This is a genomic window from Fodinibius salicampi (genome assembly GCF_039545095.1).
Taxonomy (GTDB): domain Bacteria; phylum Bacteroidota; class Rhodothermia; order Balneolales; family Balneolaceae; genus Fodinibius; species Fodinibius salicampi.
The window spans coordinates 331,635-345,936 of sequence record NZ_BAABRS010000001.1 but is presented as its reverse complement, the minus strand read 5'-3'; the positions used below and the strand labels follow the sequence as shown (position 1 = coordinate 345,936).

Here is a 14,302-nt window from a genome sequence, read left to right as displayed (position 1 = left end):
CTTAACAGTTTTTGCAAAAAAATCTATAGAGCAGAAATCGCCCACATCTCACTGCAGCCCAAGCTGCCTCTCTTCTAAAAAAGATTGTTCAAAGGCTGCGAATACGCAAAGCATCAACAGCCGTTTTCAAGGAGCATATGTCATCCTTAAAACTATTAACCCAGTAAACTACGCGTTGGCGGCGACGCTCCACATGCGGATCGCAGCTGGAGTACTGCCCCTGCAACTCATCAACCATCGCGGCTACATCGTCCTTAATTTCCATTTTAAGCGCATCGGGCAAATCTCCCCAGCCCATCAATTCAAACATCTGCTGAAGTTCCTTATGCTCTCTCTTCGCCTGCCTAATAACTTTTTGGAGTACAGGTTCAAGATTTACTTTTGACTGTTGCCGGGAAGTTTTAATTGCTGTATTCATAACCGATTTTTGAGTTTAATTAATCTTCACTCCCAACCTAACCAGCCTGAGTGACAGCGTTATGTCACCCCTATTTAAAAAAGTTTTGTGGTAACTATAAAGCTCTCTTCAATTCAAGCCTAAACGGTCAGAATACAACCAACGGGTCACTTAAAATGGAATTGCAGGTGAAATAGAATTGTTTCCATAAAAAATATAAGCGCGGCAAATACTTCTACTTATTAATTTATGCTTACATTTTATAAAAATACCTCAACCCCTTTTACCAGGCGTATTGAAGAGAAGCTTAAAGAAATGGTCGTAGCTCATGAAGTCGTAGAAGCAGACAGCAATGGATCCTTGCCTGATACTCTAACCAGGAATCAATTACCTGCGCTGAGTGATGGTTACCAGATATGGACTGCCCCGGAAAAAATTGAAAAGATATTGGAAAAACTGCATCGGGAATTAAAGCTCAGTAGAAGTATGCAATCGGATACCTGTCACCTGGACCCTGACAATCCAGATAAATGTTTATAGCGATTTGACGCATAGCAAGCACGGACAGTACATTATAGGAAAACAGGGAGGTTGCAAGGCTTGTCAGTGTTAGTTGGTTTAACTTTTGTTTACTTCATAAACCCTTGTGCTATCAACAATTGGACATTGCTTGGCTATTTTTTCTGCTTCATCAAGGTTACTTGCTTCAATAATAGTGTAACCAGTAATAGAATTTTTAGTGAATGGGAGATTATTAGTTCCTGATTGAGTAATTTCTCGACCATCCCGAAGCCCCCCCTCTGTCAACCTGAATATCAGCAATTGATTTGAACCATTTTTTCCAAGCGGTCATTTCTTCTGAAGTGGGTCTTTCAAACCCATAATGTAAAATTAGGAAGTTCTTCATAATTGGCACCCTTTTTTGGGCTTTCTGGTTATTTCCAATTAGTCATAGCATAGCAACTGTTTTCTCCTTAAATAACTCGTTAATCAAAACTTCCTAATGCTATTTATTCAGGATAAATAGATCGCTTGGCCGCCAACAGGGTGTTCTTCATAAGCATGGCTACCGTCATAGGTCCAACCCCACCGGGAACCGGCGTTATCCAGCTGGCTTTTTCCTGAACACTTTCAAAATGGCAATCTCCAACCAGGGTATACCCTTTCTCTTTAGTCTCGTCTGCTACACGGTTAATGCCCACATCAACGACGACCACACCTTCTTTAACCATCTCCCCTTTGACAAGGTTCGGCTGGCCCGCAGCGACTATCAATATATCCGCTGATATGGTATGAGCCGTTAAATCCTTCGTGTACTTATGACAAATGGTTGTCGTAGCCTTCCCCTCGGAATCTTCTTTGGAAAGCATAATGGAAATGGGACGTCCCACAATATTACTAGCCCCAACTACCACGGCATGCTTACCTTTAGTTGGTATGCTATAGTATTTAAACAATTCGAAAATACCTGCGGGTGTACAGGAACGAAAGCTGGGCTGCCCCACGGTTAGGCGTCCCACATTCATAGGATGGAATCCATCCACATCTTTTTTATGATCAATGGCTTCAATAACATCATGAGAGGAAAGATGGGAAGGCAGCGGCAACTGAACCAAGATTCCGTCTATTGAGTCATCATCGTTAAATCGATGGATAGTTTTCTTAAGCTCTTTAGCAGAAACGGTATCAGGCAGTCGATGAGTATCCGTCTCAATCCCCACTTCTTTGCATGCCCGTGTTTTAGCTCCCACGTACACATTGGAAGCAGGATCATTGCCCACCAACAAAACCTGCAGAAATGGAGGCCGGTTTCCTGCATCAAGCCAATCTTCTACATCCTGGCGAACTTCATCCCTGGTTATTCCTGCTACTTTTTTACCGTCAATAATTTTAGCGGACATCAATAAAAAACTAAAAAATTAAATTTGATTTGATGAAATGATGGAATACATCGTCTTCTTCACATCCACAAAGTGTCATCGCTCAATATTGTACTTTTTCATTTTGTTATACATATGACTGCGCTGAATATCAATAGCTTCGGCGGTTTGTGAAATATTCCAATCATTTTCTTCAAGTTTTCGCAGCAAAAATAACCGTTCTGCCGATTCTTTAAAACCTTGGAAGGTAGTTTTCTGATCCAATAAATCATCCGTCTGATCAGACTTCTTTTTCGGAGTGCGCGTCATACTTTCTACATCCTCGGCACCAATTATGTCATCTTCTGCCAGTAGTCCCAATCGTTCCACAGCATTCTGTAACTCTCGTACATTCCCGGACCAATGCTGTTGTTTAAGCGCTTCAAGTCCCTCATCGGAAAAAGATACCGCTGAAAACAAGACATCCTCTTCAGCAAGATGGTTTAGCCACCGTTTGGCAAGAGCAGGAATATCTTCGCGCCTTTTACGCAGGGGCGGCACATGTATTGGAATGACATTAAGTCGGTGGTACAAATCTTCTCTGAAGTTTCCGGCCTCTATTTCTTCGATCAAATCTTTATTTGTCGCAGCAATAACCCGTACATCCACGGATATTTTTTTGCTTCCTCCCACGCGAATAATTGCGCTCTCCTGTAATGCCCGTAAAACTTTAGCCTGGGCATCGGCACTCATATCCCCAATTTCATCCAGAAACAGGGTTCCTCCGTCCCCTTGTTCAAATTTACCGATTCGTTGATCATGAGCACCGGTAAAAGCTCCTTTTTCGTGGCCAAAAAGTTCACTTTCAAGCAATTCTGTAGGAATAGCAGCACAATTAACTTCTACAAATGCTCCGCTGCTGCGCTGACTTTTTTCATGTATCCACCGGGCAACAAGCTCTTTTCCCGTTCCATTTTCGCCGGTTACCAATACCCTTGAATTGGTTTTCGCAACCTTATCAATTGTCTTCTTAATTTTCTTGATTGCAGGGCTTTCTCCAATAATTTCCGGGACTTCCGGCAGCTGGGAACGAATATTTCTATTTTCTTCGGAGAGCCGCTGCTGATCAAGAGCATTGCGCACACTCACTAAAAGCCGATTCAAGTCTGGTGGTTTTTGGATAAAATCAAAAGCCCCCTTCTTTGTCGCCTCCACGGCAATCTCAATATTACCATGTCCTGATATCATGATAACCGGAAATCTGTAATTCTCCTCTTTTAGCCTGGTAAGGACCTCTATCCCGTCCATCCCTTTCATTTTGATATCCAGCAACATCAAATCGACCGACTCATCAGATAAAATCTCGAATATTTGATCCCCACTTTCTGCCTCAATAACCCGATAATCCTCAAATTCGAGAATTTCCCGCAGTGAATTACGAATGCTTTTTTCATCATCCGTTACCATTATGGTCGGCTCGCGATTACTCATCTATACTAAACTAATATTTTTTGTATACTTTTTGGATTATTTCTTCCTGTATCCTGTCGATATAAGAAGTTGAAATAGTGTAGTTATTGGTGGCTATGCTGACGATCAGCTGCTGCCCGGACTCCGCTTCTAAATATCCGCTTAAGGCTCGCACGCCCGAGAGATATCCACTCTTGCCCAAAAACTTACCTTCTATGGGCGTATTTTGGAAACGATGTTCTAAAGTCCCGTCTATTCCTGCCACGGAAAGACTTTGTTTATAAACATCAAACTGTGGATTTGATTGCATTTTAACCAAAATATTACTCAAATCTTCCATCTTTAATAATGTTGAGGAAGCAAGCCCCGAACCATCACTTATTTCAATATGATCCTGATTGACTCCCATTCTTTCCATGAACTCTTCAATCAAACTAATTCCCAGCTCTGTACTTCCCGAGGTATTGTAGTGCTCTGCCGCAGCCGTTTTTAAAAGCATCTCAGCATAAAAATTATTGCTTTCTTTATTCATTTCGCCTAGCAATTGGCTTAATGGTACTGATTTATGGCTGGCAAGTACAGTATAGCGGTTATCTTTCCAATGGCGCGTGTCGCTCTCAATCATAATAGATTCTTCAAAGGTAATGTCTCCATGCTCCAAGTATTTTTTGAATGTATCGATAAAGAAACGGGGAGCATCCAAAATAGATAATGATTCTTTTTCCACATACCCCTGGGGTAGTGAACTTCTCAAGAGAATGGTATTCGTACCCAAAATTCGCTGATACGATTCGTCATATTCAGAATATGACGGAGTGATCACCTGTTCATTGACGAACTCTACGTAATCGGTGTCAAAGGGGAACCACTCAATATCGGGTTTTTCTCCAATCCCGTTTCTGGCGTAAACTCTTAGGTCAACTGCATTTTCATTAAAAGAAAGGGCGTTAATCTCCACTCCGTAATAAAAGGAAAGATCGTCCCAACTCCACCCTTCCGGATATGGCTTTTGATCGAAATAGGAATCATTGCCTATAAGTGAACCTTTGACATGTTTAATGCCCAGAGAATCAAGAGTCCTATAAAACTTGTCAAATACATGAAACCGATCTTCATTGTAAAAGATCCCGCTGATAGACGGGTCACCACTCCCCCGGACAATAATATCTCCCATCCATTTATCTTCAACCTGGGATCCTGTCCCGTAAACTTTTGTGGAATATCGGAAGTTAGCCCCAAGTTCATCCAAAACCACTGCGGAGGTTATGAGTTTCAAGTTAGAAGCGGGGCGCACAAACTTATCAAAGTTATAGCCTTCCAAAATTGTGCCCGATGAGTCTCGAACAATAACGGACCAAAAGGCATCAGCAGCCCGGCTATTTTCAACGGTCTGAATAATTTCCGGTGAAAAAATAATGTTCTGGCCAGATATTTCAGCCGGACGAACAGCAAGCAGCGCCAACGTAGCAAAGCCAACGGCACATATTTTTTTTCCAAGCATATGATAAATAATTAATTACAATTCAGTTATCCGCTGAGCGTCATAGACTCTTCACTTTGAAACTGTTGGATAATATCTTCGGCTGAGGTACAGTTAAGCAGGCGAGTCCTAAAATCGCTATTATTCATTAAACGAGAAATACGACTTAGCATTTTGATATGCAGGCTGTTGCTTGACTGTGGACCCACCAGCAAAAAAACCATTTTTACAGGTTTTTGATCAATCGCCTCATACTCAACAGGTTCTTTCAAAACAGCAAAAGCAGCGTAGGTCTGCTCAATTGCGGATGTTTTTCCATGAGGAATAGCCAATCCTTTACCCACACCTGTGGACATAATTTCTTCTCTCTCTTTTACTGCTGTTAATATCTTTTCTACTTTATCGGCTGGAATTTTACTCTCCAACGTAGAAACCAGCTTGTCCAATATCTCAACCTTATTCTGGGCTTCTAAGTTCGGTATAACAGTCTCTGTATCTAACAAGCTGAAAATATTCATGCGAAAATTGACTAAATTCATTTATTTCATATGCCGTTTAAATATAGGCATCGTTTAGCTTCTGATACAAGTCTATTAACAACCTAATTCATTAATTTTTCATATTTAACCTAGACTTAATTCTTCCCCACAAATTTTGTAAACTTTGTTCATGAATTTTATTCGTGGAATAACTGCCATACTACTTAAGGACGTACAAACCGAGCTGCGTTCGCGTTATGCCTTTAACACCGTCCTCGCATTTGTAGGGGCTGCTTTGTTATTAATTTTATTTGCCCTAAAGGCGGAACAGCTGCCTGCAGAACCACAAAGTGCATTAGTTTGGATTGTGATTCTATTTGCAGGATTGTCAAGTCTTTCCCGGTCCTTTGTCATGGAAACTGATAAGCAAACCTTTAATTTGCTTCGGCTCCACGGAAAAGCATCGAATGTATATCTCGGAAAGCTGTGCTTCAACTACCTGTTTACCTTTACTGTAAATTTAGTAACTTTTACGGTCTATATATTTTTATTGGGTATCTCCGTTGCCGATCATTGGGCGCTGATCTCTGTTTTAGTCTTCGGTACAGCAGGACTTTCAAGCGTAGCTACTATGCTGGCAGCGATTGTTTCGCAGGCCGACCGCAAGGGAGCTATTTTTTCCGTTTTAAGCCTGCCGCTGCTCTTTCCGCTAATTCTAATTTTAGTTCAGCTCACGAAGGCCGCACTTATTGAGAATATTGATCAGAATTTTCTCAATGATTTCTGGGCGCTCATCGGCTATGTGGGAACAACCATAACAGCCGGCATTTTGCTTTTTGACTATATCTGGGACGATTAATCATGATTGAATTTAAAGATTTAGAATTTGATTTTGGCGACCGACGACTTGTGGGGCAAAAGTTTGCCCGAAAACAGGTAAAACGTATTATACAATCAGAACGTATCAGCCATGCCTACCTATTTTCCGGTCCTCCGGGAATCGGCAAGACCGCATTTGCCTTGGCCTTTGCTGAAATAATAAACGGCATAGACAATATTACTGATATCAAAGGACAGGCATTCTCAAAAAAATCATCGTGGTTTACCCATCCTGATATTAATGTATTTCTACCAATGCCCACAAGTGCAGTCCGTAATAAGAATGTATCAGCTGAACTGAGACCCCGTCTTGAGATGCTGCGTGACGATCCCTACGAAATTGTCGATTTTAGTTTGCGTCCCTCCCTGACAGATGACGACGCTTCTAAAAACCTGCAGGCTTTCTATCCCATAGATTATTTCAGAGAACATATTCGCAAGACTGCTCGTCTTAAGCCGAACGAGGGTCGAAAAACGGTTATTATTCTTACGGGCATTGAGCAGATGCGTAAAGAGGCGGCAAACGCTTTTCTGAAATTATTGGAAGAACCTTCTGATGACCTCATCTTTCTATTAACGACCGATCATACCGAGGCCCTGCTTCCCACTATTATTTCCCGGTGTCAACATATACAGCTATCAGCTTTGAAAACCGGAGAAATCAAGCAAGCGCTTATAACTTATGACGGGCTATCTGAAGATGATGCGGACTATCTTTCCCGTGTTTCGGGAGGCAATTATGCAATGACCCGTTTTTTTGATGTCAGTCAACTTAAAAGCCTGAGAAAAGAAATTGTCAACTATCTCCGTGCCTCATACATGCAGGATGCTGTCCAGATTACTGATACAGCCCAAAATTGGCAGAGCCAGCAAAATATCGAAGGACAAATTTCTATTTTAAATGTATTGGAGGTGTTTCTACGCGATTTGCTTGTTTATCGTTCTACCGAAAACAGTTCGCTGATTACCAATGCCGGTCAGCTGGAAGTAATCCAGAAATTTTGCGAAACACTGGGTGATGCCCGTTTGGAGGAAATGATCGAAGAGGTAAACCGGTGCAAGCCGATGATTTATCAAAATGTACAAGCCAAATATGTTTTTACCGTACTGGCCCTTCGCTTCTCACGGTTGATGCGTGACCTGGATCTCGTTATTCCCGATAATGAAAATCATAAACATTTACCCGCACTCTCTGGTTAGTCATGGATACTCAATCAATATTTATTCCATTTACAAAAATGCAGGGAGCTGGAAACGATTTTGTGGTTATAGACAACCGCAGCCTACAGTTTTCAAAAGAAGAGCTCATTAAGTGGACTCCACAGCTCTGTGATCGAAAATTTGGTATTGGGTCCGATGGACTACTAGTACTTTTCCCCTCGGATATGGATAACGCAGATTTTCAAATGTTTTATCGCAACCCGGACGGCAGCGATGCAGGAATGTGTGGAAATGGAGGACGCTGTCTCTCGTTATTCGCCCACCAACTTGGATTTGACCGGAACCATAACTTTAGCGTACATAAGAACCTTTATCAGGCTCAGGTTATCGACCAACAAAACGTACGCCTTACCTTCCCGGCTCAGACGTCTATCGATGAGTTGACAATTGATGGACAAACAATATTTAAACTCCATACCGGTACCGAACATATTGTTACGGTTGTGGAAGATGAAAAGCTTGAACAATCTGACCAACTGGTGGCCGAGGGACGGAAACTTCGCTACCATCAGAAATTTCAACCCAAGGGAACCAATGTAAATTTCATTTCGGGAGTTAACGAGAGGAAACTAAGGCTGCAGACCTATGAACGTGGCGTGGAGGACCTGACACTGGCTTGCGGGACGGGCGCTCTTGCCTCCGCCCTTGTCTGGCATCATCTGCAGGATGACAAACAAGAAGATATACAACCTTTGTCTGTAATAACGGAAGGCGGCCGGTTGAATATTTATTTTTCATACAACTCATCGGATAAATCCTACTCAGACTTACAGTTGGAAGGTCCCGCACAGTTTGTTTTTGAAGGCCAATATCCGCTTTCTTCGTTGCAGGCCTAGTTCTTTTTGGGAAACTATAGCAAAACCTTCTGTATTCCCTGACCTCCAACGCTAAAAATCAATACCGATGGTCACATAGTGGATAGGGTCACTGCCGAATCCATCGCGATAGTAGGGCCAGCCGACATCATAACGGAGCGGGAAACCAAACAGGATCGTACGCAGCCCGAATCCGGCGCCCATTAAAATATCACCGCGCTCATAGGGCAGCTCAGCATACCTGTTCGGACTGGTCTCAAAATCAGCAGGTCGTTCATCTAAGATGTTTCCTGTTTGTCCATCATAGTATTTGTTTTCCAATTTTTGAAGTTGGAAATTCAGCTCCGAAGGATTGTTTGCATACTCTAAAGTTCTTCCGTTCGAAAAACTGGCCTCATGGGGCACTTCCTGTCCCCATGCCATACCGGCATCAAGGAAGGCCACTCCCGTTAAGTTATAAAGCGGAATAACTGGTATGGGTCCTGGTAAGATTGCTGCAAAAAGCGGGAAACGGAATTCCGCATTCACCAAGCTAAAGCGATCACCATACATTGAATTATAGGGATGCCCCCTCAGCGGAAGAGCTGGCAGGGTAAAGAATGTATCACCCAAACGATCTAATGGTATGGAACGTCCGGACCATTTTTGGTTAATCCAGCCCAGCATACCTCCCATAAAATAGGTCTGGGAGTCGCGGCCGAAAGAAGCCGCTCCCGAACCGCGAAAAGCAAGGGAATATCTTGATCCAAGATTAATATACTTGCGCACATCTCCGAGTATCGAAGCAAATCGGAGTGTTTCGCTGGTAATAGGCGGACTGGCAGTCAGGCTAACGGCATACCGGTGGCCTCCAACAGGAGTAATCATCCCCGGCAGTGTTTTATCACTGGTAAAAGTAACCTGCGGATAAAGGAAAGAAGAAGTCTCGTTGCGAGTGCTGTCGGTAAAAGCAATTGAGAAATCCTGTGCTAAACCTACAGCTGATAATCCTACATCTACCCGCCGAAATTTATCAATTGGGTACCGCATATTAACTGCCCCCCCATACGAACGGAAGCGATATAAGCGGCCGCTAAAGTCCTGGAAATTACTGGCATTATGGAAAAAATTGAATATCCAATTTGCCCGATTCTCCATATACCCGTACTGCAGGAAGTAGCTGCTGTTGCGCAGATCTAAATTCAAATTACTGCCAAATGCTATTTGATGGTTTCCAAGAAGGTCGCTAAAAACGATCTGGGTAAGTCCATAGGTCCCATAATAAGTTGAAAAACTTCCGCCCGCATAGACCAGATCAGTCGAAAATTTCAGCCGATACTCCCGAGGAATATATCGTCCGTCATCTGTTTGATTGCCCTCTATATCGAACACGGATTCTTCAAGATATTTGGCAGCAAATACCGAATCATCTTCGACAGAAGAGTCAAAGACATAATTCCGAAAGTCTATATTCTCGGGATCCGCTTCTTGCTGTGTGGTATCGGCTTCCACCGTATCCGGCTGAGCTTGGGCCACCGTATCCACAACCGCTTCTTTGGGTTCCGGACCTACAAGCAGATCAGCAACATTTTCCGTAAGAGGAACTTCGTTGAGTGATGAGGTACGAAGCCGTTCCCGTACATAACCGGTAGCCGGTACACGTTCAGCCTGTGTTTCCGAAGCTCGGCGTTGTGACCATTGATTTCGCTCAAGTGACTGCTCCTTGGCCCGGGCCATAGGGGAACGGATCAAGAAAATATCCAAGTTTCCCTCGTTGATAGAGTTTACGGCTAACCGGCTACCATCAGAGCTAACCGACATTTGCATAACGCCGGTCTGTAGGTTCGTGAGGGGGGTTGTTGTTCGATCCTCCAGATCCATCTGATATACATTGGGAATTCCATTTTCATCGGAAACGAAGAACAGCTGCCCACCTTGTGTGGTCACAGGCTGCTTTTCATCCCACAGAGGAGTTCTTGTTAGACGCTGAGCCTGTGAATCTCCTATTGTTACCGAATAAATATCTGAACTGTACATGTCATCCGTTAACAACAGACGGCTCGTGTTTTTGACGCTGTTCAAATTTACCTGGTCACCTCGGTTAGACACAAAATAAATAGTTTCGGAATTCCCGCCCCACGCCGGATTCATATCGGAAATAACATCATTGGTCACATTACTGAACTCTTCTGTCTGCAGGTTATAGACATATATATCCTGGAAGGGCCCAATATTCCCATCAAAGGCAATTTTATTCCCATCCGGCGACCATGCGACTGAACCAATAGCGTCTAACCGCGGGAACTGAATCATCTGCACTTTCCCGGTATTGTAATCGACTATTGCTAAGTTATCATTCCCCTTGGACTTGGACGAAAGGGCAATTTTATCGCCCTGTGGAGACCAGCTTAAATTTGGGTTTAAAATATTAAGCTCTTCAAAATTGACGTTATCCTCCCCTTTAATAAGCGTTTTCAACTTTTCTCCTGTCAAAGCACTGATAACCACCACATCAAAATAGCCTCGGGCATTGGTGATCATAGCAATCTTATCGCCCTGAGGAGAAACAGAAGGGCTCGTATTATAGCTTCCATATCTTCCGCGCTCGGTGACTAGTTCGCCAAAATTATCAATATCTTCCCGGTTTGCTACTTCGGGCAGATATCGTTTCCTGTAAAAATCCCGCCATTGCTCCGAGAGCTCTTCAATATCATAGCCAAGAGTACTCGATAAAGCCGTTCCCACATTACGCTGACTCTTAATTGTCTGCATTATTTCCGGAATTTTCTGGCGTCCGTATTCTTCAACAATGTAATTCCAGACCGACTGCCCCCCGCGATACGCAAAATATCCACCCAGTCGCTGAATTGGGGGTAAGTAGTCATTGATTACCGCATCCCGAATCCACATATCCGTCTCGGTATCCCAGCCCAGCGAAGTATACTCGGCCATCCCCTCATTGAACCACAGAGGTATCTGGAGAGCGTTGCCACTCAATCGAGACTGAACATTACCGCCATAAAACATATCATTTACTACGGCATGCTCGAGCTCGTGATGCAGGGTACTGCGAAACTCTCTGAAGTTGCCAGTAAAAGGCATGGTAATACGGTTTTTATAGGCATCCGTTACCCCGCCTATCCCTTCCGCACTTACCGGTAAAGGCACCACATTTGTTTGAGAGAAGTCATTGTGAGAGTCATAAATAATAACCTGAATACGATCCGTAATTTGATGGTCAAACTCTTCGTGAAGCTGCCTTAATGCACTTTCCAGAGAAATGGCGGCAAAATTAGCTAAATCGTAATTGCCTGAAGAATAATAATAGACGTCAAAATGTTCGGACTGAATGTACCTCCAGTCGAAATCATTGTATTTAACACGATTTTTCCCAAATGAAAAATACTGGGCACTCACCTCATTTACGGCACCGGCGATAACCGTAAAAATCAAAAAACCTGTCAGTAATCGTCCTACAATTTTCCATCTATTCATAATTCCAAATGTCTTTGCTTTTACTCAAAGATTATATTATTCGCCATCATCCACAAGTTCCAAATCAATTTGGCGTGCCTTTATATCAGTCCGCACAACTTTTACGCGTATCTCCTTTCCAAGATAATACTTCTTTCCGTGATTTCTACCAACCAATTGATGCTGTTTTTCATCGTACTCATAGTAGTCATCACTTAAATCGCTAACCCGAACCATACCTTCGCAATGAATATCTTTCAGGTCAACAAAAATACCATTCTCTATAACTCCGCTAATTACTCCGGGAAATTCTTCTCCCAGATGCTGGCTCAAATACTCAACCTGTTTTAGCTTTATAGAATCACGTTCAGCATCGATCGCTGCCCGTTCTTGTTCACTACAATGAGAACCAACCTTTTTAAGTTCATCATAGCTGTAACTGGGTTGTCCCGCCGCATAACTTTTAAGCAGCCGGTGCACAACCACATCGGGATAACGACGAATGGGGCTCGTAAAGTGTGCATAGTTCTCAAATCCTAACCCAAAGTGCCCGATATTATTAGGATGGTACTCTGCTTTAGCCATCGCGCGCAGCATTAAATCATTAACCGTAAGCTCAAGCGGGGTATCTTCAATTTCCTTCAGCAAGGTATTGAGTGCCTTGGAGCTAACCGTTGGGCTGTCTATATGGAAGTTAATCCCATACGGCTTAACGTTATCTTCAATATTTTTCAGTTTTTCCAGATCCGGCTGGTCGTGTATCCTATAGAAGAACGGAAACAGATCCTTTGTTGTCTTTTTGTTGGATTTTTTCCGGAGCTGATCTACATGCTTGGCCACAGTCCGGTTTGCCATCAACATACATTCCTCCACCAGTCGATGAGCAAATAATCGCTCTTTGAGAATAACATCTATAGGCTTTCCGTTTTCATCCAACACGAATTTAGGCTCCGGCGTCTCAAAATTTATGCTTCCTTCCCGGAAACGCTTATCCAGAAGGATATGGGCCAGTTTAGCTGCCATTCCCATTTCCTCAGAAAATTCACTTTCCTTGCCGTCAATCACTTCCTGAGCCTGCTCATAGGTAAACCGATGATTGGAATGGATGACTGTTTCTTCAATAGAATGGTCAACCATTTTTCCATTGGGGGCAATTTCCATAAAACAGCTGTAGGCCAACTTATCTTCACGGGGGCGAAGGCTACAAACTCCATTACTCAATTTCTCCGGCAGCATGGGAATAACCCGATCAACCAGATAGACGCTGGTTCCCCGTTTATAAGCCTCTTCATCCAAAATCGTATTGCGCGGCATATAGTGGGTTACATCGGCAATATGTACGCCGAGATAATAATTACCATTATCCAAAATTTCTATGCTGATAGCATCATCAAAATCCTTGGCATCATCGGGATCGATGGTAAATACGGTTTTATTCCGGATGTCATGACGCCGCATAATCTCTTTCTCCGGAATCTCCGTTGAAATATTTTCAGCATACTCTTCTACCTCTTCCGGAAACGAAGCCTTAATTTGATTTTCGGCCAGAATAGAAAGGATATTGGCGTCGTTGGTACCTTCCTTGCCAAGTATTTCGACAATACGGGCCTCAGGTAGAGAACGCGGATGAACCCAGTCCTCCAACTCAAAAATAACTTTGTCCCCGGGTTGGGCATCCTTCACATATTCGGGTAAAACAAAGAAATCAATATGGGCCGACTTCTCATCGGGCTGAATCAGATAATTCTGTTTTCCCTGCTTTTTGAGTTTCCCAACGAAAATTGATCGCCCCCGTTCCAGAATTTCAATAATCTTCCCTTCACGGCGTTTTCCCCTGCCACGTTTGAAGAGCTCTACTTTTACTTTATCATCCTGTAAGGCCGTACCCAAGTGTTTGGAAGGGATACGAACATCTTCATCAAAGTCCTCGGTGATCAGGTAACCTGTTCCGCGACGGCTGATATCAATCTTACCTATTACTACATTACTATTTGCTGGTCTTTCTTTTTTTCCATTTCCAGAGGCCAGTTGAATATCCCCTCCTCTACGCTTGACAATCAAATTACGGTCAAACAGGCTGTTAATAGCACTCTTGAGCCGCTGATTGTCTTTGCCACCTTCAACCTGCAGTATGTTCTGTAAGGCTTCAAATGGAATTTGTGCTTCAGGATTATTCTGTAATATATCCAGAATAATCTCTTCAAATGTTTCTCGTTTGCTTTTACTCATTAAATATTTTTTAAACTGTA

At 43.0% G+C, this 14,302-nt stretch carries 12 protein-coding genes; 4 read left to right on the top strand and 8 right to left on the bottom strand.

Features of this window, described 5'->3' with window-relative positions; all coding sequences use genetic code 11:
- Positions 1-88: 88 nt before the first annotated feature.
- Positions 89-418, bottom strand: a complete 330-nt coding sequence (locus ABEB05_RS01450) for a hypothetical protein (RefSeq protein ID WP_265786866.1) — start codon at positions 416-418, stop codon at positions 89-91.
- A gap of 228 nt (positions 419-646) precedes the next feature.
- Between ABEB05_RS01450 and ABEB05_RS01445 the strand changes: the two genes are divergently transcribed.
- Positions 647-937: a hypothetical protein gene (locus tag ABEB05_RS01445; protein WP_265786864.1), complete on the top strand. Its 291-nt coding sequence runs from the start codon at positions 647-649 to the stop codon at positions 935-937.
- A gap of 78 nt (positions 938-1,015) precedes the next feature.
- Here ABEB05_RS01445 and ABEB05_RS17085 read toward each other — a convergent pair whose 3' ends face one another.
- The 5 genes from ABEB05_RS17085 to ABEB05_RS01425 all read right to left on the bottom strand — a co-directional run bounded on the left by ABEB05_RS17085 (position 1,016) and on the right by ABEB05_RS01425 (position 5,745).
- Complete coding sequence (locus ABEB05_RS17085; RefSeq protein ID WP_350356642.1) at positions 1,016-1,204, bottom strand: YciI family protein; 189 nt, start codon at positions 1,202-1,204, stop codon at positions 1,016-1,018.
- Positions 1,205-1,407: 203 nt separating this feature from the next.
- On the bottom strand, positions 1,408-2,298 hold the full coding sequence (gene folD / locus ABEB05_RS01440) for a bifunctional methylenetetrahydrofolate dehydrogenase/methenyltetrahydrofolate cyclohydrolase FolD (protein ID WP_265786862.1): 891 nt from the start codon (positions 2,296-2,298) through the stop codon (positions 1,408-1,410).
- Positions 2,299-2,373: 75 nt separating this feature from the next.
- Complete coding sequence (locus ABEB05_RS01435; RefSeq protein WP_265786860.1) at positions 2,374-3,747, bottom strand: sigma-54-dependent transcriptional regulator; 1,374 nt, start codon at positions 3,745-3,747, stop codon at positions 2,374-2,376.
- A 10-nt stretch (positions 3,748-3,757) separates the two neighbouring features.
- A complete protein-coding gene (dacB, locus tag ABEB05_RS01430) occupies positions 3,758-5,227 on the bottom strand; it encodes a D-alanyl-D-alanine carboxypeptidase/D-alanyl-D-alanine endopeptidase (RefSeq protein ID WP_265786857.1) in 1,470 nt (489 codons plus the stop codon).
- A 26-nt stretch (positions 5,228-5,253) separates the two neighbouring features.
- Positions 5,254-5,745, bottom strand: coding sequence for a PTS sugar transporter subunit IIA (locus ABEB05_RS01425; RefSeq protein ID WP_265786855.1), 492 nt, complete (start codon positions 5,743-5,745; stop codon positions 5,254-5,256).
- Positions 5,746-5,875: 130 nt separating this feature from the next.
- Between ABEB05_RS01425 and ABEB05_RS01420 the strand changes: the two genes are divergently transcribed.
- The 3 genes from ABEB05_RS01420 to dapF are packed head-to-tail and all read left to right on the top strand — an operon-like array spanning position 5,876 to position 8,621.
- Positions 5,876-6,544: a heme exporter protein CcmB gene (locus ABEB05_RS01420; protein WP_265786853.1), complete on the top strand. Its 669-nt coding sequence runs from the start codon at positions 5,876-5,878 to the stop codon at positions 6,542-6,544.
- A 2-nt stretch (positions 6,545-6,546) separates the two neighbouring features.
- Positions 6,547-7,764: a DNA polymerase III subunit gene (locus ABEB05_RS01415; RefSeq protein ID WP_265786852.1), complete on the top strand. Its 1,218-nt coding sequence runs from the start codon at positions 6,547-6,549 to the stop codon at positions 7,762-7,764.
- A gap of 2 nt (positions 7,765-7,766) precedes the next feature.
- Complete coding sequence (dapF, locus tag ABEB05_RS01410) at positions 7,767-8,621, top strand: diaminopimelate epimerase (RefSeq protein ID WP_265786850.1); 855 nt, start codon at positions 7,767-7,769, stop codon at positions 8,619-8,621.
- 51 nt (positions 8,622-8,672) lie between these two features.
- On the opposite strand, the gene ABEB05_RS01405 is transcribed toward dapF, so the two are convergent.
- Positions 8,673-12,074: a peptidase MA family metallohydrolase gene (locus ABEB05_RS01405; RefSeq protein ID WP_265786848.1), complete on the bottom strand. Its 3,402-nt coding sequence runs from the start codon at positions 12,072-12,074 to the stop codon at positions 8,673-8,675.
- A 36-nt stretch (positions 12,075-12,110) separates the two neighbouring features.
- Positions 12,111-14,282, bottom strand: a complete 2,172-nt coding sequence (gene rnr / locus ABEB05_RS01400; protein ID WP_265786846.1) for a ribonuclease R — start codon at positions 14,280-14,282, stop codon at positions 12,111-12,113.
- Positions 14,283-14,302 lie beyond the last annotated feature (20 nt).